Origin of the sequence: Lysobacter sp. CFH 32150 (assembly GCF_022758295.1) — a bacterium.
In the GTDB taxonomy this organism is placed as follows: Bacteria; Pseudomonadota; Gammaproteobacteria; order Xanthomonadales; family Xanthomonadaceae; genus CFH-32150.
Genome location: NZ_JALDWJ010000001.1, coordinates 30698 through 54163, shown reverse-complemented (window position 1 = coordinate 54163; position 23466 = coordinate 30698). Strand labels below are relative to the sequence as shown.

The window sequence follows — 23466 nt, the reverse complement described above, 5'->3', positions numbered from 1 at the left end:
AGCGTTATTCGACCTGGTTTGCACTGATGCTGTTGGCAGCGCCACTCGCGCAAGCCAAAGTCACGCTGCCATTGATGTTTTCAGATGGTGCCGTGGTGCAGCGCGATCGGCCGCTGCCGGTCTGGGGCTGGGCGACACCGGGGGCGAAGATCGAAGTCGCGTTCGATGGTCGCAGCGCCAAGGTTACTGCTGATCGCGATGGCGCCTGGCGCGTCGAACTTCCTGCGCATGCAGCGGGCGGTCCTTTCGTGTTGAACGTCCGCGAAGGCGATGGCGACACCGTCGCCGTGCGCGATGTGCTGGTTGGCGATGTGTGGCTGGCCTCGGGCCAATCGAACATGGAATGGCCAGTGGAACAGGCGCAGGACGCCGAGCAGGAAATCGCTCGCGCGAACGATTCCCGCATCCGCCATTTCAAGGTACCCAGGTCCTGGTCGAGCAAGCCCGAAGCGCGCCTCACTGGAGGTCAGTGGCGTGCGGCATCGCCGCAGACGGTCGGCCAGTTCTCCGCCGTCGCCTACTACTTCGCGCGCGAACTGCGCGCAAATAGCGACGTGCCGATCGGCATCGTCGACAGCACTTGGGGCGGCAGCAGCATCGAAGCGTGGATGGACGCCTCGTCGCAGGGCGTCGACGCCGCGACGACAGCTGCGAAGTTACGCGACGTGCGCGCGGCCGACGATCGTGCGCTGGCATCGACGCGGCAGCGCATGGCGCGTTGGCCCGAAGGTGCCGACGATGCGTCGTGGAAGGATGTCGACGTGGACGATCGTGATTGGGATGCCATGCCAGTACCCGGTCTGTGGGAAACATCGGGTTACACCGGCATGGACGGCGTGGCCTGGTATCGCACGACGTTCGAACTGAGCGCGGAGGAAGCTGCGGCAGGCGTGGTGCTGGGCCTCGGCATGATCGACGACTCAGACGAAGCGTGGGTCAACGGTCAACCAGTCGGCGGGCTGAAGAATCGCTGGAATACGCCGCGCGAATACCGCATCGCTCCGCAAGCGTTGCGGAAAGGAATCAATCATCTGGCCGTCCGCGTGACCGACACCGGCGGTGGTGGCGGAATCCATGGCGATGCCGGCCTGGTGTATGTGCATCCACAGGGGGCCGCGCGACGCGCGTTGCCAGCATCGTGGAAATTCCGTCCCGCCACGGTCACCGTGGCCATGCAGGACGACAAGAACCAGATCGCGACATTGCTGTTCAACCAGATGATCCACCCGCTGCAGCCGTATCCGTTGCGTGGTGTCATCTGGTACCAGGGCGAAGCCAACGCGAGCGCCGAGCTTGCCTATCGCTACCGCGACCAGTTCGCGACGATGATCCGAGCCTGGCGCAATGACTGGACGCAGCCGGAGTTGCCGTTCCTGTGGGCGCAGCTGGCCAACTTCCGCTCCGGTGGGGATACCGCGACGCACAGCCCGTGGGCGATGTTGCGCGAATCGCAGTCGCGCGCACTGGCATTGCCTGCCACTGCACAGGTTGTGACCATCGATATTGGCAATCCGACTGACATCCATCCGCTCAACAAGCAGGAAGTCGGCCGCCGGCTTGCCTTGGCAGCGCGCCACGTCACCTATGGTGAATCGCTGGTGCACTCCGGGCCGGTGTACCGCACGGCGAAGTTCGGTCGCGGCAGCGTGCGCATCAAGTTCGACATGCAGGGCAGTGCGCTGACGACACGTGGCAACCAGGCCGTACAAGGCTTCGAGGTCGCCGGCGACGACCACCACTTCCACCCGGCAATCGCCGTGATCAAGGGCAACCGTGTCGTTGTGTCCAGCGATGCCGTCGCACGGCCGCGGGCAGTGCGCTACGCGTGGAGCGACAATCCGGAGCAGGCGAACCTGGCCAATCGTGAAGGATTGCCGGCCTCGCCATTCCGTACGGACGACTGGCAATGACTGCATTGACTTCAGGAGTATCGGTGATGCGATTGGAAAGGCGTATTTCGCGAACCTCGCGCGCGTTCCTGCGCAATGCCGCACTGCTGGCAATGTTTCTGGTGGCTGCCGCCTGCGGTCGCCTGCCTTCGTCCGCGCAGGATGCCGATGCTCCACAAGCCAAGCGCTCCGCCGAAGCGCCCATTCCCAGGCTGGTCACCGAGAACGGGCGCCACGCCTTGCTGGTCGACGGCGAACCCTTCCTCATCCTGGGCGCGCAGATCAATAACTCCAGCGCTTGGCCGGGAATGTTGCCGCAGGTGTGGCCTGCAATCGAAATGGTCGACCCCAATACGGTGATGGTGCCGATCTCGTGGGAACAGATCGAGCCGAAAGAGGGCACTTTCGATTTCTCGTTCCTCGACACGCTTCTCGCGCAGGCCCGCGAGCGCGACAAGCGCCTGGTGCTGCTGTGGTTCGCCACGTGGAAGAACAACGGACCCAATTACGCGCCAGCGTGGGTCAAGCTGGACAACAAGCGTTTCCCGCGGGTTATCACCGCCGACGGCAAGACCCTCAATTCCCTGTCGCCGCTCGCCAAAGCAACGCTGGAAGCCGACAGGAAAGCGTTCGTGCAGCTGATGCGTCATCTCAAACAGGCGGACCCGCAGCGCACCGTCATCATGATCCAGCCGGAAAACGAGCCGGGCACTTACGGTTCGCCTCGTGATTTCTCGCCGCTGGCGCAACAGGTCTTCGACGGGCCGGTTCCCGAGGCGCTGGCGAAGGGGTTGAACAAGCAACCCGGCAGCTGGAGACAGGTGTTCGGCAAGGATGCGGATGAGTTCTTCCACGCCTGGCACGTCGCGAAATACATCGACCAGGTCGCGGCAACCGGCAAGGCGGAGTATCCGCTGCCGATGTACGTCAATGGCGCATTGCGCGACCCGTTCACGCCCGGTCTGCCAGGCCAGTACGAAAGCGGCGGTCCGACCGACAACGTGCTGGACGTCTACAAGCTGGCCGCGCCCAACATCGACCTGCTCGCGCCGGACATCTACATGCGCGAGTACGAGAAGCAGGTCGCCGTGCTCGATCGGTACTCACGGCCAGACAACGCGCTGTTCGTCGCCGAAACCGGCAACGACAAGCCCTTCGCTCGATTCTTCTTCTCCGCGCTTGGACGGCAGGCCATTGGCTGGTCGCCGTTCGGAATCGACTTCACAAAATATTCCAATTGGCCGCTCGGCGCGAAGCGCATGGATGCCGAAACGCTGGCGCCGTTCGCACTCAACTACAAGCTGGTGAAGCCGGCGGCGCGGCTGATTGCGAAGCAGAGCTTCGCCGGCAAGGTACGCGGCACCGCCGAGCAGGCGGGCGAACCCGAACAACACCTGCAATTGAATGAGCGCTGGAACGCCGTGGTCACCTACGGCGTGCCGCAGTTCTGGTTCTCCGGCCCACCGCAGGGAAATCCGGAACCGACCGGAGCGGCATTGATCGTCGAACTGGCGCCGGATGAATTCCTCGTCACCGGTTATCACTCGCGCGTGACGATCTATCCGGCCGGCAAGGACGTCCAAATGATCTACGACCGGGTCGAGGAAGGCACTTACCAGGGTGGGGAATGGAAATTCCTGCGCATCTGGAACGGCGACCAGACCGATTACGGGCTCAATTTTTCCAGCGCCGTGCAATTGCTGCGCGTGAAGCTGGCGACGTACGAAGCCGCGCCTGCACCTGCATCTTCAGTGGATGCGCAATGACCCGCGTTGATGCCCATCTGTCCGCACAACATTCCCAGAGGTATTCCGGCATGACCTGTTCCGTTGATCCAGCCTCCTCGCTATCGCGAGCAGTCTCCGCGCACCGATGGCTGCCGTGGCTGGCGGTCGCGCTGCTGTCGGCCTGCGGAGCGGGTAACGAACCATCAACAGTGCCGGCTTCGGCAACGTCGGAATCGCAAGCTTACGAAAAGGTCGACCGCGGCATCGTCGTGCATCCGACGGTACAAGGTGCTGCCGATGTACGGCTGCAGGTGGTCAGCGACGGCATCATCCGCGTCAGCGCCGATCCTGACGGCGGCTTTGCACGCACGCAGAGCCTGATGCGTGTCGAAGACGGCAGCGCAGTCCCGGCATTCGAAGTGACGACCACCGACGACGGCAAGGTGCGCCTGGCGACCGCGCGCGTGATCGCCGAAGTATCGACGGACACCGGTCGCGTCGCTTTCCTCGACAAGAGCGGCAAACCAGTCCTGTCGGAAGTGGTCGGCGGCCGCTCGTTCGCGCCGCTGAAGGTCGAAGGCAAGGACTACTTCAGTGTGCGCCAGCGCTTCGAATCGCCGGACGACGAGGCGATCTACGGTTTCGGCCAGCACCAGCAGGGCTGGATGAACCAGAAGGGACGCAATGTCGAACTGCTGCAGCACAACATCGACATGGCGGTGCCGTTCCTGGTGTCCAGTCGCAACTACGGCTTGCTGTGGGACAACAACGCGATCACGCGCATGGGCGATCCGCGTGGTCTGCAGCCGTTGCCGACGTCGCTGAAGCTATACGACGCCAGTGGCAAGGAAGGCGCGTTGACCGCGCGTTACTCGGTGGGTGGCGTACAGAAAGTCGAACGGCGCGAATCGGAGATCAACTACCAGTACATCAAGGACCTCAAGCAGTGGCCTGTCGAAGCGAAGGCGACGGCGGCGGGGCAGGGGCAGGTGCCGCCACGCCTGCAGGTGACGTGGGAAGGCGAGATCGAGGCAGCGAGCGCAGGTCTCCACACCTTCTCGCTGTACTCCAGCGAATACGCCAAGTTGTGGATCGACGGCAAGCTGGTGGTCGATCGCTGGCGCCAGAATTGGAATCCGTGGCACAACGAATTCGCGCTGGAGATGAAGCCGGGCGAACGCCACAAGCTACGCATCGAGTGGAACCTGATCGATCCGAGCTACATCGCGTTGCTGCACCGCGACCCGCTGCCGGCCGACGAGGCGAAGAACCTGTCGCTGTGGTCCGAAGCCGGACAGATGATCGATTACTACTTCGTCGCCGGTGATTCCTCCGACCAGGTTGTCGCCGGCTACCGGCAACTGACCGGCAAGTCGGTACTGCTTCCGAAGTGGGCTTACGGATTCTGGCAAAGCCGCGAGCGCTACAAGACCCAGGCAGAACTCACTGGTGCACTGGACGAGTACCGCAAGCGCAAGCTGCCCGTCGACAACATCGTGATGGACTGGTCGTACTGGCCGGAGAACAGCTGGGGTTCGCACGACTTCGACAAGGCGCGGTTCCCGGACGCGAAGGGCATGGTCGACCACGTCCACGCCAACCACGCGCAGATCATGATCTCGGTGTGGCCCAAGTTCTATCCGAACACGGACAACTTCAAGGAACTCGACGCCAAGGGCTACATGTACAAACGCAACATCGAGGTCGGCGAGAAGGACTGGATCGGCCCGGGCTACACGTCGTCCTTCTACGATCCGTACGCCAAGGAGGCGCGCGAGATCTACTGGCGCCAGATCAACGACAAGTTGAACGTGCTCGGGATGGATGCGTGGTGGATGGACTCGGATGAACCCGATCTGCATTCCAATCTCGACATCGGCGAGCGCAAGGCACGTACCACGCCGACGGCACTGGGCCCGTCCACGGAATTCTTCAACTCGTATCCCTTGCCGCACACGCAGGCCGTGTACGAAGGCTCGCGTGCCAAGGATCCGGACAAGCGCGTGTTCATCCTGTCGCGCAAGGGTTATGCCGGCACGCAGCGTAATGCCGTAGCGGTGTGGAGCGGCGATGTGGTCTCGCGTTGGGACGACATGCGCGACCAGATCTCCGCCGGTGTGAACATCTCGATGTCGGGCCAGGCCAACTGGACCTTCGACATCGGCGGCTTCGCAGTGGAGAAGCGCTACGACAGCCAGGATCCGAAGCATCTCAACGAATGGCGTGAACTGAACCTGCGCTGGTACCAGTTCGGTGCCTTTGCCCCGATCTTCCGCTCGCATGGCCAGTTCCCATATCGCGAGATCTGGAACATTTCGCCCGAAGGGACGCCGGTCTACGACAGCATGGCGTACTACGATCGCCTGCGTTACACGCTGCTGCCGTACATCTACACGCTCGCGGGCGACGTCTACCATCGCGACGGCATCATGATGCGCGGCCTGGCAATGGATTTCCCAAACGATGCCAAGGTCCGCGATATCAACGACGAGTACTTGTTCGGTCCGGCTTTCCTCGTCGCACCGGTCACGCAGTTCAAGGCAACCAGCCGCGAGGTGTATCTGCCGGCCGGTACTTCCTGGCTGGATTTCTATACCGGCAAACGCTACGAAGGCGGCCAGGCGATCCAGGTCAATGCGCCGCTGACGCGGATGCCGCTGTTCGTGCGCGCAGGTTCGATCGTGCCGACCGGTCCGGTGTTGCAGTACGTCGACGAGAAGCCGGATGCACCGCTGACGGTCGTCGTCTACACCGGGACCGACGGCAAGTTCTCGCTGTACGAGGACGACGGCAGGAGCTACGGCTACGAGAAGGGCCAGTTCAGTCGCATTCCGTTGTCCTGGAATCAGGCCAGTAGCGAGTTGTCGATCGGCGCGCGCGAGGGTTCGTTCCCCGGGATGCAGGCCACGCGGACGATCCATGTGCGTTGGGTCAGTGGTCCACGCGACGATGCAGGCGCCTTGGAACCAAAAACCGATGCCACCGTGCAGTACGACGGCAAGCCGATCACCGTGAAGGCTGCGGGCAAGTGATCGAAGGCTGAGATGGGCATCGATCTGACCAGGCGTGAGCTGTTCAAGGCGGTAGGCGCGGGCCTCGCGATTGCGGGCCTCGCGCCGTCTGCCATGCACGCGGCGGATGCGAACGATGCCGTCGGCAGCGAGGCGCTCAAGCTCTGGTATCGCAAACCGGCGACGCGATGGGTCGAGGCGTTGCCGCTGGGCAACGGCCGCCTTGGCGCGATGGTGTGGGGCGGCATCGAGCACGAGCGCCTGCAGCTCAATGACGACACGCTGTATGCCGGTGGTCCGCATGACGCCAACAACCCGGAAGCATTGAAAGCGTTGCCGGAAGTGCAGCGCCTGATCTTCGAGGGTCGCTACGCCGAAGCCGAAGCCTTGGCGAACGCAAGGATGATGGCGCACCCGATCAAGCAGATGCCGTACCAGCCGCTGGCCGACCTGGTGCTGGACTTCCGCGACATCCCCGACATCTCCGATTACCGCCGCGAACTCGATCTCGATACCGCCATCACCCGTACGCAATTCCACACATGGCAGACGGTGCATACGCGTGAGGCCTTCGTATCGCCCGTCGACCAGTGCATCGTCATGCGCCTGGCGACCGACCGCCCCGGGGCGATCAATCTCCGCGTCTCGCTGGACAGCGACCAGCAGAGCGAGGTGCTGGTCGAGGACGGTGCGCTGTTGTTGCGTGGCCGAAATTCCGCGCGACATGGCATCGAAGGCAAGTTGAAGTTCGCGTCGCGCGTGCGGGCGATCAATCGCGGCGGTTCGCTGGTCGTTGGCAAGGAGCGCATCGAGATCGAAGGTGCGGACGAAGTCATCCTGTTGCTTACCGCCGCCACCAGTTACCGCCGCTATGACGACGTCAGCGGCGATCCGGAGGACATCACGCGCCGACAGCTGGCGGCGGCGCAGCAGCGTGGTTTCGATGCGCTGCGTGCGGTGCATGTGGCCGAGCACCAGCGCTTGTTCCGCCGCGTTGCGATCGACCTCGGGCGCAACGAAGCCGAAAACCTGCCAACCGACGAGCGCGTCGAGAAGTACGCCAGCGGCAACGACCCGGCGCTGGCCGCGCTTTATCACCAGTACGGCCGTTATCTCCTGATCGCAAGCTCACGCCCCGGTACGCAACCGGCCAACCTGCAGGGCATCTGGAACGATCTGATGGACCCGCCGTGGGAGAGCAAGTACACGATCAACATCAACACGGAGATGAACTATTGGCCCAGCGAGGCCAACGCATTGCACGAGTGCGTCGAGCCGCTGGAAGCCATGCTGTTCGATCTTGCCGAAAAAGGCGCGCGAACGGCGAAGGTGATGTATGGCGCGCCCGGCTGGGTCGCGCACCACAACACCGACCTGTGGCGACAGACCGGCCCGATCGACGGGGCGCAGTGGGGACTGTGGCCGATGGGCGGCGCATGGTTGCTGCAGCAGTTGTGGGATCGCTGGGACTACGGCCGCGATCGCGCCTATCTGCAGAAGGTCTATCCGCTGTTCAAGGGCGCTGCGGAATTCTTCGCAGCGGTGCTGGTGCGCGATCCTGACACTGGCGAAATGGTGACCAACCCATCGATGTCGCCGGAGAACGTCCATCCGCATGGCGCGTCGTTATGCGCAGGACCAGCGATGGATTCGCAATTGCTGCGAGACCTGTTCGCGCAATGCATCGAGGCGGCAGGATTGCTGGGCGTCGATGCCGCGTTCGCCGAACGACTCACCACGCTGCGAAAGCAGTTGCCGGCCGACAGGATCGGTAAAGCGGGGCAGCTTCAGGAGTGGCGTGCGGACTGGGACATGCAGGCCCCCGAGATCCATCACCGCCATGTCTCGCATCTGTACGCACTGCATCCCAGCAGCCAGATCAACGTGCGCGACACGCCGGATCTTGCAACGGCGGCCAAGCGCTCGCTGGAAATCCGTGGCGACGACGCCACTGGCTGGGGCATCGGCTGGCGGCTGAACCTGTGGGCTCGCCTGGGCGATGGCGAGCATGCGCACAAGATCCTGCGCATGCTGCTCAGCCCGGATCGCACGTATCCCAACCTGTTCGATGCGCATCCGCCGTTCCAGATCGACGGCAACTTCGGCGGCACCGCCGGGATCACCGAGATGCTGCTGCAGAGCTGGGGTGGATCGATCTTCCTGCTGCCTGCGCTGCCCGAACAGTGGAAGAGCGGGGAAGTACGTGGGCTGCGTGTGCGCGGTGCGGCCGGTATCGATCTGAAATGGAAGGAAGGGCGCCTGTCGAACGCGCGCCTGACCAGCGACCAGGGCGGCGATTACACGCTGGCCTATGGCAAACAGACAGTGGAGGCGACGTTGGCAGCAGGACAATCGGCCGATTTCGGTTTACGCGGCAGCAAGCTGGTGCAGCTATGAGCTTGTTCGTCGGCCTCGACATCGGTACGCAGGGCGTCAAGCTCGTCGCCTACGACCCGGAACGGCGGCACATCGCCGCCACCGCCAGCGCGGCGCTGGAAATCATCAGCCGCGACGACGGCACGCGCGAGCAACTCGCGAGCTGGTGGATCGACGGCCTGCGCGATTGCTTCGCGCAACTGGGACCGGCGGTGCGCGCGCGCATCAGCGCCATCGGCGTCTCCGGCCAGCAACATGGCTTCGTCCCGCTCGATCGCGAAGGACGCGTGCTGGCACCGGCGAAACTCTGGTGCGACACCAGCACGACCGTGGAATGTCGCGAGATCATGGATGCGGTCGGAGGTGCGCAACGCTGCATCGAACTTGCCGGCAATCCGATCCTGGCCGGATACACAGCATCCAAATTGCCGTGGACGCGCAAGCACCGTACAGATGCTTATCGCAACCTGGCCACGGTGTTGTTGCCGCACGACTACATCAATTTCTACCTGACCGAACAGCGCTTCACCGAATACGGAGATGCCTCCGGCACCGGCTGGCTCGATGTGCGCCGTCGCCAGTGGTCGCCGGAGTTGCTGGCAGCGATCGATCCGCAGCGGGATCTCAGCAAATGCCTGCCGCCGTTGGCCGAACTCGGCACGACCTTCGCGATATCGCGTACCACCGCCGGCGAACTCGGCCTGCCGCCCCACGTGCGCGTGTCCGTCGGCGGAGGCGACAACATGATGGCCGCCATCGGCACCGGCAACGTCGTGCCGGGTCGTTTGACGATGAGCCTCGGAACCTCGGGCACGCTGTTCGCCTTCGCCGATCATCCCGTGGTGGACCACGACGCCGGCTGGGCTGCGTTCTGCGCTTCGTCCGGCGGCTGGCTGCCGCTGATCTGCACGATGAATTGCACCGTCGCCACTGAAGCCATGGCGCGGCTGTTCAAGCTGAAGGCCGGCGAGGGCGAAGCGATGCTGGCGTCGACCCAGCCCGGTGCCGACGGTCTGGTGCTGCTGCCGTTCTTCAACGGCGAACGGACGCCGAACCTGCCCAACGGCCGTGGCTGTCTGCTCGGCATGGATCTGCTCAACACCACGCCGGCGAATGCCTATCGCGCCGCGATGGAAGGGGCCACCTACAGTCTCAGAAACGGTTACGACGCCTTCGTCGGCGCAGGCTTGCAGTTCGACCGCATCTGCCTGACGGGCGGAGGCAGCAAAAGCGCAGCCTGGCGGCAGATGGTCGCGGACGTCTTCGCGTTGCCGGTCAGCGTGCCGGAGCACGCCGAAGGCGCCGCATTCGGTGCTGCGCTCCAGGCGCTGTGGTCGCATCACCGCGAGAGTGGAGGGCAGGGCAGCATCGCCGACCTGGTGCTCGAACACGTCCGCGTGCAGGACGCGTACTCCGCCGAACCGCACGCGCATCACGTCGACGCCTACCGCTCGCATTACGAACGTTTCCTGCAGCACCTCGATGCCGTCAGCCCGCTCTACGCGAGCTGACCGGCTTCATTTACCAGCACAACTGAAAGAGAAAGACCATGAGCCAAGACATCTTCATCGGCGCGAAAGAATACTTCTCCGGGATCGGCCGCATTCCGTTCGAGGGCAAGGGCTCCGACAATCCGCTCGCGTTCAAGGTCTACGACGAACACAAGAAGATCGGTGGCAAGACCATGCGCGAGCACCTGCGTTTCGCGGTGTGCTACTGGCACAGCTTCTGTGGGGTGGGCAGCGATCCATTCGGACCGGGAACGCGCGTGCATGGCTGGGATGCGCCGGCCACGCCGATGGCGCGTGCCGAAGCGCGGGTCGATGCCGCATTCGAGTTCTTCAGCAAGCTTGGCGTGCCGTACTACTGTTTCCACGATACCGACCTGGCACCGGACGCCAACGATGTCGGCGAGTACGAGGGCAATCTCAAGCACATGGTCGCGCTGGCCAAGGAACGCCAGAAAAGCACCGGTTTGAAGTTGCTGTGGGGCACCGCCAACCTGTTCAGCCACCCTCGTTACATGAATGGCGCGTCGACCAATCCGGATTTCGCCGTGGTCGCGCGCGCCGGCGCTCAGATCAAGGCGGCGCTCGATGCCACGGTCGAACTCGGCGGCGAGAACTACGTGTTCTGGGGCGGTCGCGAGGGCTATTCGTCATTGCTCAACACCGACATGAAGCGCGAGCAGGAACACTTCGCGCGCTTCCTGACCCTGGCGCGCGACTACGGTCGCAGCATCGGCTTCAAGGGCAACTTCCTGATCGAGCCCAAGCCGATGGAACCGATGAAGCATCAGTACGATTTCGATGCGGCCACGGTGGTCGGCTTCCTGCGGCAACACGGCCTGGACGCGGACTTCAAGCTCAACATCGAAGCCAACCACGCCACGCTCGCCGGGCACAGCTTCGCCCACGACCTGCAGGTCGCCTCCGATGCCGGCTTGCTCGGCAGCATCGACGCCAATCGCGGCGATCCGCAGAACGGTTGGGATACCGACCAGTTCCCGCTGGACCTGTACGACACCGTCGGCGCAATGCTCGTCGTGTTGCGCCAGGGCGGCCTGCAGCCGGGCGGCCTGAACTTCGACGCCAAGGTACGTCGCGAATCCACCGATCCTGCCGACCTGTTTCTGGGACACATCGGCGGCATGGATGCATTCGCGCACGGACTGGAAGTGGCGCATGCGCTGCTGCATGAATCGCCGTTGGAAAGCTGGCGCAAACAGCGCTACGCCAGCTTCGAGGAGGGCGCCGGACGCGATTTCGAGCAGGGGAGGGGCAGCCTGGTAGGCCTGCGCGATTTGGCGGCTCGTTCCGGCGAACCTGCGAACACCAGCGGTCGCCTGGAGATGTATGAAAACCTATTCAACCAGTACCTGACCCGTTAATGCGTTCTTATGGCGCTGCGTCGCTCCGCCAACTCCACATAACCAAGGTGTCCTCATGACGAGCGTATCCATCCCGCGAGACTTCGCAGCTGCCGGCGAGAACACCCGCCTCATCATCCTGATCAGCTGCGTCGCGACCATCGGCGGTTTCCTGTTCGGGTTCGACAGTGGCGTCATCAATGGCACCGTCGACGGACTCAAGCAGACCTTCCAGTCCAGTTCCGCAGGCACTGGCTTCGAAGTGGCTTCGATGCTGCTGGGTTGCGCATTCGGTGCGTTCTTCGCCGGCCGCCTGGCAGACCGTTGGGGCCGGCGTGCAGTGCTGATCATCTCGGCGGTGCTGTTCCTGCTGTCCTCCATCGGCGCGGGCATGGCGAACACATCGCTGGTGTTCATCGTCGCGCGTGTGTTGGGCGGCTTTGCCGTCGGCGCCGCGAGCGTGATGTCGCCGGCCTACATCGCCGAGGTCGCGTCCGCGCGTTATCGCGGCCGGTTGGCGACGGTGCAGCAGATCGCGATCATCAGCGGCCTGTTCTGCGCCTTCCTCAGCAACTACCTGCTGGCCAAGACCGCGGGCGCTTCCACCGAAACGCTGTGGATGGGTTATGCGGCATGGCGCTGGATGTTCTGGATGATGGCGATTCCATCGACGGTCTTCCTGGTGCTGCTGCTGTTCATCCCCGAGAGTCCGCGCTACCTGGTGGTGAAGGGCCGCAAGCAGGACGCACTGGGCGTATTGACCCGGCTCTATGGCACGCAGGAAGCAAACGCCAAGTTGGGCGAGATCGATGCTTCCCTGTCGGCCGATCATCATCGTCCGCGCTTGTCCGATCTGATCAACAAGGCGACCGGGAAAATCCGCAAGATCGTCTGGGTCGGCATCGGCCTTGCCACGTTCCAGCAACTGGTCGGCATCAACGTGGTGTTCTACTACGGCGCAGTCCTGTGGCAGGCGGTGGGTTTCTCCGAAAGCGATGCGCTGCTGATCAATGTGCTGTCCGGCGCGCTCAGCATCGGCGCCTGCCTGGTGACGGTGGTGCTGATCGACAAGATCGGTCGCAAGCCGCTGCTCTGGTTCGGCTCGGCCGGCATGGCGGTATCGCTGGCGCTGGTGACCTGGGCCTTCGCCAGCGCTTCCCTGGATAGCGCCGGCAAACTGGTGCTGTCCGATTCGATGGGTGTGCTCGCCCTCGTTGCCGCCAACGTCTACGTGATCTTCTTCAACATGTCGTGGGGTCCGGTGATGTGGGTGATGCTGGGCGAGATGTTCCCCAACCAGATCCGCGGTTCCGGCCTGGCCGTCGCGGGTGCCGCGCAGTGGACTTCCAACTTCGCGATCACCATGACCTTCCCGATCCTGCTCACCAGCATCGGCCTGGCCGGCGCCTACGGCCTGTACACCATCGCTGCCATCATCTCGGTGTTCTTCGTGCTGAAGTACGTGCACGAGACCAAGGGCAGGGAACTCGAGCAGATGGAAGGCTGAGCAGAACGTCGCTCAGTAAACGAAAAAGCCGCGTGCGCATCCTCGCGAGCGCACGCGGCATGAACTGATCGTTAGCAGGGGAGAGGGCAGTGGGCTTGTCGACGTTGGATACCGTGATCGTACTGACCTATCTGGTCGGTATTTTTGTGCTCGCGCAGCTGGTCTCCCGCGAGGAAGCGGGCCACAAGAAGTCGGCGAGCGACTATTTCCTCGCCAGCAAGGCATTGCCCTGGTGGGCCATCGGCGCATCGCTGATCGCCGCCAACATCTCGGCTGAGCAGATCATCGGCATGTCCGGTTCCGGTTATGCGATCGGTTTGGCGATCGCATCGTACGAATGGATGGGCGGACTGACGCTGCTCATCGTCGGCAAATTCTTCCTGCCGATCTTCCTGAAGAACAACATCTACACCATGCCGCAGTTCCTCGAGCGGCGTTACGGCACGCGCATCCGCTCACTGATGGCGGTGTTCTGGCTGGGACTCTACGTCTTCGTCAACCTGACCTCGATCCTGTGGCTCGGCGCGATCGCAGTGACCCAGGTCACCGGTATGGACCGGATGCTGGCGTTGTCGCTGCTCGGTCTGTTCGCCTTGGCTTATCAGTTGTACGGCGGACTGAAAGCGGTGGCGTTGACCGACATCGTGCAGGTGTCGTTGCTGGTGCTGGGCGGACTCACGGTCGGGGCGCTTACCCTGGGCCAGATCGGGGAGGGCGCGGGCATCGTTGCCGGCTTCAAGCGTCTATGGGAAACGCATCCGGAACACTTCCAGATGATCCTGACGCCCGACAATCCGTTCTACAAGGATCTGCCAGGAATCAGCGTGCTGATCGGCGGCATGTGGATCATGAACCTCAGCTACTGGGGCTTCAACCAGTACATCATCCAGCGCGCACTTGCAGCGAAGAACATCGGCGAGGCGCAGAAGGGCGTGGTCTTCGCTGCATTCCTCAAGTTGCTGATGCCGGTGGTGGTCGTGCTGCCGGGCATCGCGGCGATCATGCTGGCGCCGGACTTGCAGAAGCCGGATGAAGCGTACCCGACGATGATGCGGCTGCTGCCGAGCGGCGTGCTCGGCCTGGTGTTCGCGGCGCTGGTGGCGGCGATCGTGGCGTCGCTTGCATCCAAGATCAATTCCGTCGCGACGATCTTCACTTTGGACTTCTATGCCAAGTGGGGCAGCGGCACATCCGACGAATCGCATTCGCACCAGAAGCACCTGGTGCGGGTGGGACGCATCGCCGCGGCGGTGGCGATCGTGTTGGCCATTCTCGCCGCCAAGCCACTGCTAGGCAGCTTCGACCAGGCCTTCCAGTACATCCAGGAATACACCGGATTCTTTACTCCCGGCATCGTCGTGATCTTCTTGCTCGGCCTGTTCTGGAAGCGCGCCAACGAAGCCGGCGCGCTGGCTGCCGCCATTGGCTCGTTCGTACTGTCGGTCGTGCTGAAGCTGGCCTGGCCATCGCTGCCGTTTATCGACCGCGTTGGACTGGTGTTCCTGCTGTCGCTGGGACTTGCCGTGCTGGTATCCCTGATCACGCCCGCGGCGGCAACATCGGATCCGATCCGCACGGACGACGTGGATTACCACACACCAGCCGCATTCCGATTCGGCAGCGTCGGCGTAGTCGCCATCCTCGTCGCACTGTACGTGTTGTTCTGGTGAGGCGTGAAAGGGCTGCATTCCCGGATAGACGGGGGATGCAGCCGCGGACGGCTTGGGAGAGACATCGTTTGATTTACATAATATACATTATGCGAAGTTGGCTATGGGGGCAGATCAAGCTGTTCCTCTCGTTTTGGTTCTCTATTACCCCCTACGAGAACCCCCGTCATGGATCGACCACCCTGTTGGCCTGAGGGCCAGCCGTGCCCGAATAACTGTGCGTACCAGCTGGCCGAGCGCACCGTCTACAACCTGACACCGCTGTACGGTCAATGGGCCGGCTGGCGGATGGCTGGCCGTGTCCTGGTGTCGCCAGATGGTGATCGCATTTCGCCGGAACGGCTCCGCGGCATCCTGTTCCGCGAAGCCGGACAAACGCGCCTACAGAAGTTACGACTCAAAAAGCTGCCAAGATCCTCGCAGGTCATTTCACTGCCGGCCCGGGAACCATTCGAGGGTTGTGCATAGAACACAGCTAACCGGCTGATATGCTCCTCTGAATGCTGTACTCAGAGCGCGATGATGGACCGGAAGTTTTCATTGTCATCTCGTGAACAGGTGGCACGCTTCGAAGAACTTGCAAACTCCTACCTGTTAACAAGAACGCGGGTACCTCTTGCATACCCATCGCTTGTTTCATTCTTCGATTACTGTACGACCCGATCTGATGGCAGCAAGCTTTTCGCCGCGGCACTTGATGTGTTTCTGAATTACGTAGCCCTCCATATGGAGATGTCGAGCCTTGGCGGAACCTGGAATGACAATTTTTCTATAACAGCGGAGTCTCAAAAGGGCTCAATTCTAGATTCTGAGCATAACTTCTTCGGCAAGCTGGACCTCCTTCGCCACCAGTCATCCTTCGTCTTACGCTACAGAGCAATCTGGGAAAAGATATTCGGTCTCCTGCTATTGATCTATGCGCCCCAAATGTATGAGGTGTTCTCAGGCGCAAAGCGTAAGACAAGCCGGTTCCTTACGTATGCAAAAGACATTAAGGAAATTCCAGCGAATTTTTGTGCACTATCAAGAGAAGTTACAACGCGTTTTGACCAAACCTTCAGAACGCCAGAGTCACACGGGACCGGATCACTGCGAAAATGGACTTTACTCATGGAGGCCATGGACCAGAACCCGCAAATGCAACTTATCGGGTATTGGAACGTCCTGAACGAGTCTGTTCGCTGCCTAAAACTAGCAATTGATGCGAGCTCGCCAAATCCACTAGAGGCAGCAGTAGCCAACTATTTACGGAAGCCGAAGCAGCCTCACGACTCGGCTTGATCCAAGGGCTTTAGCAACGCGCTATAAGTCCAGACCAAACAAGAGGCTATATATGGCTCTCATACCTCCCGGCTTTCTCGACTGCGTCGTATCTATTGGCGTTCCAACCCAAGATGCCGGTCCTAGCTGGATAGGCACCGGCTTCATGGCGGGCCACTACGTCGATGGAGAAGGTGAGGAAAAGCGATACAGCACATTTCTTGTTACAAACAAGCATGTACTGAACGGCAAAGACAATATCATCGTGCGCTTCGGTAACAGCGACCACTCTGGTGTCCTGGATTATCCAGTCCAGTTGCAAGATGCCAACGGCGCTATTTGGATAGGCCACCCCGCACCGGACATTGATGTAGCGGCAATCTCTATAAATGCGCACGTCTTAAGAAGAGACACCGCGGCATTCGAATTCTTCTCGTTGGATAAGAATGCCGTAGGCATCGCAGAGATGCGATCAATGGGCGTGTCCGAAGGTGACGGCGTATTTGTGCTCGGCTTTCCGATGGGAATTGTTGCCGAACAGACGATGTTTGTGATTGCACGCGCCGGTTGCATTGCACGCGTGCGTGATGTGCTGAATAGCCATGCATCGGCTTTCCTCATCGATGCAAATATTTTTCCTGGCAATAGCGGGGGGCCGGTTGTAATTAGCCCTGAGCTTGCTTCCATCACAGGCACCCAAGCGATACATCGCTCAGCCTTGATAGGCATAGTAAAGAGCTATGTGCCTTATCAGGATGTTGCTATCAGCAAGCAGACTGGAAATGCCAGAGTAATATTTGAGGAGAACTCCGGATTAGCTCTGGTCGAAACAGTTGATAGCATTCGTACCGCCGTGGAGCTGTGCCATAGAATTCGAGTTGCACCGCAACTCGCCCCTACGATCGATCCCGCCCATAGTGCGTTACCCGATGCGAATGGCTGATGCTGTTGAACCAGGGCTTCCAAGGCAGGATTACGTCCCGGCGCGGAAGGCTCCGTATCCAAGCTGGACATCGTCAGCGCTGCCTACACCTTGAACCGCCTGCGGCGCGCTAGCGGCCTCTTGTGAGGCCATACCCGCAGGGGAGACTCCCCTGCACCCCTGCCCGCCCCGTTCGAATGCCTGGCGCTCTTGTACGGGTTATACGCCGGGCCGTGCCTGGCAATCGTGCGGCACACCGCAAGCTGCAACTCATAGTCAGTGCCCTGCTCCGTGATGCAGCTACAGGTGTCGGGCTGTGGATCGCCGTTCGCATCGAAGCCCGGTGAACTGGAAGCGCAGAAGATTTCTGGATCGGACCGCACACGGCGTTCATCCCAAGCGGGCGCGGACCAGGGCATGCCGGCAATGCGTGGCGTGACCTGCTGCAACACATCTTGCGCCGTGATCTCAGCAACGACAGCACCAGGCTTCGCAGTCAGCGCCGTCGCTCCCGCTCCGTCGCTGACTGCTACGCCGGGCTTGCCTTCGCCTTCAAGTTTGCGCTTGACGTCGCTACCAACGAGGAACACGCCGAGCGGAATAGCAATGGCGAGTGCAGCCGCCGCCCAGTAATACCAGGGAATCCGCTTCTGCGTGGTGTCGAGCTTCGTGGATTCGTACAGCCCGCGCGGGCGCTTTGGCAACGTAACGCGCTTGAGCCAGATCGGGTGCGCCTTGTCCGGGTTCCGTTCGAACTTATCGAAGCAGCGCAAATGCACGAACTGCGTGCCGAACCGACGACGCACGTGCACGTGTTCCTCGATGAGATCATGCACGAAGTCATCGACCTGCCGCGCCGGTGACTGCGATACGAAGATGAAATCCAAGCCGCGATGGCGATGCTTTGCAAGCTGTTCGACGTGATGCGGCACCTTCATGCCGGGCCCGCGCTTCGGCAGCATGCCGTGCTCGTACGCTTCGTCAACTAACGCAACCGCACCGTCAGGTAGACGAAGACAAGAAACAAGATCGGCATCGTCATGCTTGCAAACCGGAGTTACCCAATTCCTGATCGCGTTGCGGCCGCCTGGATGACCCTGGAACACTTGCATCGGGCTCCGGCTCAAACTGAGCCGAGCGGATAAACCCGGTCACCCTCTCCCCCGAGTGGGTGCCGGGTTGGCCCTCGGAGCAGCGGAACGGATTGGAAACTAGGCACGGCTACAGCGACGCTCCGTTGTTTCTCCTGATTGGTACTCCTCCACGGTACGCGACAACGAACTGCCGGCGTCTTGCTCTTCGCCACTCGTTCCCAGTTGTCCTCGACGTTGGCCACACCAGTCCTTTAGGCGTCTCGACTGGCGGTTCATCGCGGCACACTTACGACAACGACCGATTTCGGCGGCAGTTCGAGCGTCAACGGCGCACCGTTCGCTCCCGAGCTGTAGGGTGCAGGCACCAGTGCATTCGGCTTCGCGAAAGTGTTGTGCGCATCCAACGCATCGGCGGTCAGGATCCGGCCCCTGACGGCGCCGCTGAGATTGGTCTGCACGCGCGCGGTTCGCCAGGGATCGAGGTTGACGAGTGCGAGGACCATGCTGCCGTCGGCCGCACGTGCCACCGACGCGTCCACGGCCGGCAGCTCAATTTCGCCCTCATGCCAGCGCGGGGTTTCCAGTGTCGCCTTGAGCGGCACCGCGCCGCGGAACGGCTTGTAGAGTTCGAACACGTGATAGGTCGGCGTGAGCGCCATGCGCGGCCCGTCCGTCAGCGCCATGGCCTGCAGCACGTTGACCATCTGCGCGATGTTGGCCATCTTCACCCGCTCGGTGTGGCGGTGGAATACGTTGAACGTGAGGGCGGCGACCAGCCCGTCGCGCAACGTGTTCTGCTGCTGCAGGAAGCCTGGGTTGGTGCCGGGCGCCGGGTCGTGCCAGGTGCCCCACTCGTCGACGTACAGCGCGACGCGCTTCTTGGGGTCGTGCTTGTCCATGATGCCGCTTACCGCGACGATGCGTTCCTCGATGCCGAGCGCGGACTGCAAACCCTTGGCCCAGCGGTCGGCGCCGAAGCCGGTGGCAGGCCCCTTGTCCTCCCACTCGCCGGCGGTGGTGTAGTAGTGCAACGTGAACGCGTCCATGTGGGCGCCGGAACGTTCCATCAGCACTTCGACCAGATGATCGTTGCGCTGCCCGTCGCCGGACGCCACGCGCAGCGTGTCTTGCAGGTAGGTGGCGTACCGGTTGTGCAGATCAGCTTGATACTCGGGGCGCATGTTGCCGCCGCAACCCCAGCTCTCGTTGCCGACGCCTACGTACTTCACCTTCCAGGGCCGGTCGCGCCCGTTGCGGCGGCGTTCCTCGGCGAGCGCGGACTTGCTGTCCGAGGTCATGTATTCCAGCCACTGGCTGGCATCCCGCGGCGACATCGAACCCATGTTGGCGGCGATGTAGGCTTCGCTGCCGAGCATCTCGACCAGGTCCATGAATTCATGCGTGCCGACGCGGTTGGTCTCGGGCACCCTGCCCCACCATCTGTTCAGCCGCACCGGCCGCTTCGCCGGGTCGCCGATGCCGTCGCGCCAGTCGTAGTCGTCGGCGAAACAGCCGCCCGGCCACCGGATCACCGGCACCTCGATGCGACGCAGCGCCTCGACCACGTCATTGCGCCAGCCGCGGGTGTTCGGGATCTTCGATTCAGGCCCCACCCACAACCCGTCGTAGACGCCGGTGCCGAGGTGTTCGACGAAGTGGCCATAGATCTCGGGCTCGATGCGCGGGCCGACGGCTTCCGTCGCGATCGTCAGGCGCACTTCGGCGGGTTCGGCGGCGATGGCCGCGGCGCTCACGGACAGTGCCAAGGTTGCAGCGTGCAGCAGATGCTTCATCTTCACGTTCATCGGGTCGCTCGTCGTCAGTCAGTATTTTTCAGTTCGCCCGCGGCGCCTATCCAAGCGGCTCGATCGCGTGCGGCGGAGTGAAGCGTTGTTCTGGAGCCGGCGCTTTGCGCCGGATCAGCGGAAGATCCTCTGCGCGAAGTGGTAGAGATTGTTGGCCCAGCTGTCGCCGTCGTGGCCGTGGTTGTCGACGTTCCAGACATGCGTAACGCGGTGCTGCTTCAGGTATGCATGCACGCCTTGCGAAACGTTGATGAGACCGTCGCGGTTGCCACATGACAGGTATAGCAGCGCGAATCGCTCCCGCGCGGCCTCGGGATCGGGCAACAGTTCCACCGGCGGCCGAGTGTTGGGCGCCGGGGAGAAGGCGCCGACCCAGTCGAACGCGTCGGGATGGCCGAGGCCGAAGTTCAATGACTGCCCGCCGCCCATCGAGAGCCCGGCAATCGCCCGGTGTTCGCGGTCAGCGTAAGCCGAATACTTCGCTTCGACCGCTGGCATGAGGAACTCCAGCAGGTCGCGCTCGAATTTGGCGAACCCGGCCGCGTTCTCCGGCGTGAACACGCGCTCCTGCGGCGGGCTGCGGTCGTCCGCCAGCGCGCGGCCGTTGGGCATGACGACGATCATCGGTACCGCCTTGCCGTCTGCGATCAGGTTGTCCAGGATCGCGTGGGCGCGCACGTAGCCTCGCCACTCGTCCTGGTTGCCGCCGATGCCATGCAGGAGGTAGAGCACCGGGTACTTGCGGTCGGCCGAGTATCCGGCCGGCAGGTAGACGTTGGCGCGGCGCCGCGTTCCGGTGACGCCCGAATCGTAGAAGAACGCCTCTACCCTCCCCTGCGCGATGCCGCTGCGCGCTTCCCGGAAACCGGCCGGCGCATCGGGAAACGCGCGCACGTCTTCCGCGCCGAGCACGACGGGTCGGGCGAAGTTGGCGCGCGCCCGTTCGGGGGTGACCTGCTCGTCGTCGCGGGCAAGCGAAGCGCCGGCGATGGAGAACAGCAGAATGCAGGCCAGGACACCCAGCAGCCTGCCGGACAGGACCGTGGCCCGGGCAGCGCCGGAAAACGCTTCGTGCCCTGCCCGGTTGCGCATGGCATTCGTACTCATCGGATTGCCGCTCTTTCGGAGAGCGGGTCAGTTGCACGGGGCGATTTCTCCAGCAGGTCGACGCCAAGCGGACCCAAGTGCAACGTGTCCGACCAGCGCTTCCCGGAAAGCACGCCGTGCATCGCGCCGTCGATCGCCACTTCCCTGCCCTCGCTGGTGGTGTTGACGTACAGCACCCTGCCGTCGACCTCGCGCGCGAACACGCCGTCGGGCGTCTTCGGTCCCGGTTCGATGCCGAGGCTCGCGTACAGCTGCCGATACAGCGGCCCCATGATCTGCGGCTGCGACGGCGTGGCGACGTAGATCGCGCGCCCCTTGCCGAACCGGTTCACCGAGATCGCCGGCGGCGTGCCGTCCACATTGGAGAACAGCGCCATCGTTTCCGCCGTGGACGGTTCCAGCACCTCGTAGTACGCGATCTTGCTCTCGATATCCTGGTCGTCCAGTCCGGCCACCATCGTGACGGTCCGATAGAACTCGCTGGTGCGTAGCCCGAAGACATCGGAGAGGCGTCCCGGCAATGGCGTGTCGTACCACTGGCTGTGCTCGTCCACCTTGGCGGAGAACGCCGTCATGATCACCGTGCCGCCGTCGGCGACGAACTTCCGCAACGCGTCGGCGCCGGCTTCGTCCAGCAGGTAAAGCCCCGGCACGACGACCAGGCGGTAGCGCGAGAGGTCCTCGTGGGCGATGTTGATGACAGCGGCGTCGATGTTGTCCTTCAGCAGCGGCTCCAAGGCGTTGTGCGCCTGTTCGATATAGGGCGTGGTGATGTACCGGCGCACGCCATCTCCGGGTGGGCTGGACGCGATGCGGTTGTCGAAGGAGTACGCGATCGCGATCTTCGGCTGCGTCTCGCGCGGAAAGCCCAATGCCTGCAGCCTGGCGAACTCGCCGGCGATGGTCGCCCATTCCTTCAGCTTCCAGGAAGGCTGGTCGTCGTGATCGATGAGGCCGAAGAGCGTCTGCTCCTCGCCGCCGAGGTGGGTGTTGAAGGTCCACGCCAGCGCCGTCTGCGCGCCCAGCAGCAGTCCGAAATGCGCCCACATCCGCGACCGCCCTTTAGTCCCGTAGACGCCAGGACTGCCGGTGGTGAATTCGTTGAACCAGATTGGCGTGGGCAGGCCGCCCTTGATCATCAGCGCATCGAAGGCGGTGCCCACCGGCGGGTCGCCGTAGTACTCGGGGTAGAAACCCATCGCGCCGTAGCTCGCGTACTCGCGCTGGGTCGCCAGGTAATCGAAGCCCTTGCGGCCGGCACCGTCCCACAGGTTCGAGATGACCGGCTTGTCCGGCACGTTCTTCTTTCGGACCGACTCCAGTTCCCGGAGCACATCGATGGTGGTGTCGGACCAATAGCGGCGCAGATCGAGGTAGCGCTCGAATGGGCCGGGACCTTCGGCATACGGCAACTGCACCTCGTCCCAACTGTTGATGTGCCGCGACCAGCGTTGCGTGGCCCAGGCCTTGTTTAGTTTCTCGACGCTGCCGTAGCGCTTCTTCAGCCATTCGACGAAGCGCTCGCGGTCGGCCGGCGAATAGGAGAGATAGCCGTTGCCGATTTCGTTGTTGAAGCCGATCGCGAACAGGGCCGCGTGCCGGGCGTAACGCTTGGTCAGTGTGTCGGCCATGCGAGCGAGCAGGCGCCGGTAATCCGGATCGCCGATGTTGTCCATGTAGCGTTCGGCCGCATGCAGGCGCGCGCCCTGCTGAGTCACGATGTCCACGCCCGGATACCGGTGATGCAGCCAAATCGGCGCAGGCTGCCCGGGAATGTCGAGGATCACCTTGATGCCGGCGTCGTGCATCCGGTCCATGATCCAGTCGAAGGTCGCGAAATCGAACCGGCCTTCAGCGGGCTCGAAGTAGTCCCACGACAGGTCGCCCATGCGAACGACCTTGAAGCCCGACTGCTTCATCAGCGCGATATCGCGCTGGATCTGTTCGCGGCTGCGATCCACCGGCTGGTAGCAGGTGCCGACGAACAGCTGGCCGGGTCCCGGCCAGTCGGGGTGCCCTTCGGCGCTTTGCGCGCGCGCAACGCCGGGGACGAGCACGGCCACCGCGAGTACGCACGCAACGAGCAACTTTCCAGGCTTGAATCCCATCGCTCACACCTCTGTGGTTAAGAGCAGTTCGGTGCATTGGGGATGGATGCTCGATTCAGTCGCGCGCCGGTCGCGCGGCCATCGTCGTCGCAGCCCAAGGCTTCGGTGTCTGCCCCGCACC

The 23466-nt window shown here is 62.7% G+C and carries 14 protein-coding genes; 10 read left to right on the top strand and 4 right to left on the bottom strand.

Going from position 1 to position 23466, the window contains the following annotated elements:
- Positions 1 to 26 precede the first annotated feature (26 nt).
- The 10 genes from MO486_RS00170 to MO486_RS00125 all read left to right on the top strand — a co-directional run bounded on the left by MO486_RS00170 (position 27) and on the right by MO486_RS00125 (position 17252).
- Positions 27 to 1910, top strand: a complete 1884-nt coding sequence (locus MO486_RS00170; protein ID WP_242904570.1) for a sialate O-acetylesterase — start codon at positions 27 to 29, stop codon at positions 1908 to 1910.
- A gap of 26 nt (positions 1911 to 1936) precedes the next feature.
- The gene (locus MO486_RS00165) at positions 1937 to 3655 is read left to right on the top strand and encodes a DUF5597 domain-containing protein (RefSeq protein ID WP_242903487.1); all 1719 of its coding nucleotides are present in this window, start codon (positions 1937 to 1939) and stop codon (positions 3653 to 3655) included.
- A 50-nt stretch (positions 3656 to 3705) separates the two neighbouring features.
- Positions 3706 to 6648, top strand: coding sequence for a TIM-barrel domain-containing protein (locus tag MO486_RS00160; protein ID WP_242903485.1), 2943 nt, complete (start codon positions 3706 to 3708; stop codon positions 6646 to 6648).
- Positions 6649 to 6660: 12 nt separating this feature from the next.
- Positions 6661 to 9024: a glycoside hydrolase family 95 protein gene (locus MO486_RS00155; RefSeq protein WP_242903483.1), complete on the top strand. Its 2364-nt coding sequence runs from the start codon at positions 6661 to 6663 to the stop codon at positions 9022 to 9024.
- Entirely contained in the window at positions 9021 to 10514 is a 1494-nt protein-coding gene (gene xylB, locus MO486_RS00150; RefSeq protein WP_242903481.1) for a xylulokinase, read from the top strand. The genes MO486_RS00155 and xylB overlap by 4 nt, the downstream gene beginning before the upstream one ends.
- A gap of 38 nt (positions 10515 to 10552) precedes the next feature.
- Positions 10553 to 11893 carry a xylose isomerase gene (gene xylA, locus MO486_RS00145; RefSeq protein WP_242903477.1) on the top strand — a complete coding sequence of 447 codons (1341 nt, stop codon included), beginning with the start codon at positions 10553 to 10555 and terminating at the stop codon, positions 11891 to 11893.
- A 55-nt stretch (positions 11894 to 11948) separates the two neighbouring features.
- A complete protein-coding gene (locus MO486_RS00140) occupies positions 11949 to 13379 on the top strand; it encodes a sugar porter family MFS transporter (RefSeq protein ID WP_242903475.1) in 1431 nt (476 codons plus the stop codon).
- Positions 13380 to 13468: 89 nt separating this feature from the next.
- Positions 13469 to 15049, top strand: coding sequence for a sodium/sugar symporter (locus MO486_RS00135; RefSeq protein ID WP_242903473.1), 1581 nt, complete (start codon positions 13469 to 13471; stop codon positions 15047 to 15049).
- A gap of 519 nt (positions 15050 to 15568) precedes the next feature.
- Complete coding sequence (locus MO486_RS00130; protein WP_242903471.1) at positions 15569 to 16330, top strand: hypothetical protein; 762 nt, start codon at positions 15569 to 15571, stop codon at positions 16328 to 16330.
- A 145-nt stretch (positions 16331 to 16475) separates the two neighbouring features.
- Positions 16476 to 17252, top strand: coding sequence for a serine protease (locus tag MO486_RS00125; protein WP_242903469.1), 777 nt, complete (start codon positions 16476 to 16478; stop codon positions 17250 to 17252).
- An 83-nt stretch (positions 17253 to 17335) separates the two neighbouring features.
- Here MO486_RS00125 and MO486_RS00120 read toward each other — a convergent pair whose 3' ends face one another.
- The 4 genes from MO486_RS00120 to MO486_RS00105 form a co-directional block, all read right to left on the bottom strand.
- A complete protein-coding gene (locus tag MO486_RS00120) occupies positions 17336 to 18343 on the bottom strand; it encodes a zonular occludens toxin domain-containing protein (RefSeq protein ID WP_242903467.1) in 1008 nt (335 codons plus the stop codon).
- Positions 18344 to 18597: 254 nt separating this feature from the next.
- Positions 18598 to 20130, bottom strand: coding sequence for an alpha-L-arabinofuranosidase C-terminal domain-containing protein (locus MO486_RS00115; protein WP_242903465.1), 1533 nt, complete (start codon positions 20128 to 20130; stop codon positions 18598 to 18600).
- Between the two features lie 114 nt (positions 20131 to 20244).
- On the bottom strand, positions 20245 to 21237 hold the full coding sequence (locus MO486_RS00110) for an alpha/beta hydrolase-fold protein (RefSeq protein ID WP_242903463.1): 993 nt from the start codon (positions 21235 to 21237) through the stop codon (positions 20245 to 20247).
- On the bottom strand, positions 21234 to 23345 hold the full coding sequence (locus tag MO486_RS00105) for a beta-galactosidase (RefSeq protein ID WP_242903461.1): 2112 nt from the start codon (positions 23343 to 23345) through the stop codon (positions 21234 to 21236). Before MO486_RS00105 ends, MO486_RS00110 begins: the two co-directional genes overlap by 4 nt.
- Between the last annotated feature and the right edge of the window lie 121 nt (positions 23346 to 23466).

Bases quoted from the DNA above. Each gene is read 5' to 3' on its own strand.
- MO486_RS00170 (WP_242904570.1), top strand. From the start codon at position 27: ATGCTGTTGGCAGCGCCACTCGCGCAAGCCAAAGTCACGCTGCCATTG.
- MO486_RS00165 (WP_242903487.1), top strand. From the start codon at position 1,937: ATGCGATTGGAAAGGCGTATTTCGCGAACCTCGCGCGCGTTCCTGCGC.
- MO486_RS00160 (WP_242903485.1), top strand. From the start codon at position 3,706: ATGACCTGTTCCGTTGATCCAGCCTCCTCGCTATCGCGAGCAGTCTCC.
- MO486_RS00155 (WP_242903483.1), top strand. From the start codon at position 6,661: ATGGGCATCGATCTGACCAGGCGTGAGCTGTTCAAGGCGGTAGGCGCG.
- xylB (WP_242903481.1), top strand. From the start codon at position 9,021: ATGAGCTTGTTCGTCGGCCTCGACATCGGTACGCAGGGCGTCAAGCTC.
- xylA (WP_242903477.1), top strand. From the start codon at position 10,553: ATGAGCCAAGACATCTTCATCGGCGCGAAAGAATACTTCTCCGGGATC.
- MO486_RS00140 (WP_242903475.1), top strand. From the start codon at position 11,949: ATGACGAGCGTATCCATCCCGCGAGACTTCGCAGCTGCCGGCGAGAAC.
- MO486_RS00130 (WP_242903471.1), top strand. From the start codon at position 15,569: ATGATGGACCGGAAGTTTTCATTGTCATCTCGTGAACAGGTGGCACGC.
- MO486_RS00125 (WP_242903469.1), top strand. From the start codon at position 16,476: ATGGCGGGCCACTACGTCGATGGAGAAGGTGAGGAAAAGCGATACAGC.
- MO486_RS00120 (WP_242903467.1), bottom strand. From the start codon at position 18,343: ATGCAAGTGTTCCAGGGTCATCCAGGCGGCCGCAACGCGATCAGGAAT.
- MO486_RS00115 (WP_242903465.1), bottom strand. From the start codon at position 20,130: ATGAACGTGAAGATGAAGCATCTGCTGCACGCTGCAACCTTGGCACTG.
- MO486_RS00110 (WP_242903463.1), bottom strand. From the start codon at position 21,237: ATGAGTACGAATGCCATGCGCAACCGGGCAGGGCACGAAGCGTTTTCC.
- MO486_RS00105 (WP_242903461.1), bottom strand. From the start codon at position 23,345: ATGGGATTCAAGCCTGGAAAGTTGCTCGTTGCGTGCGTACTCGCGGTG.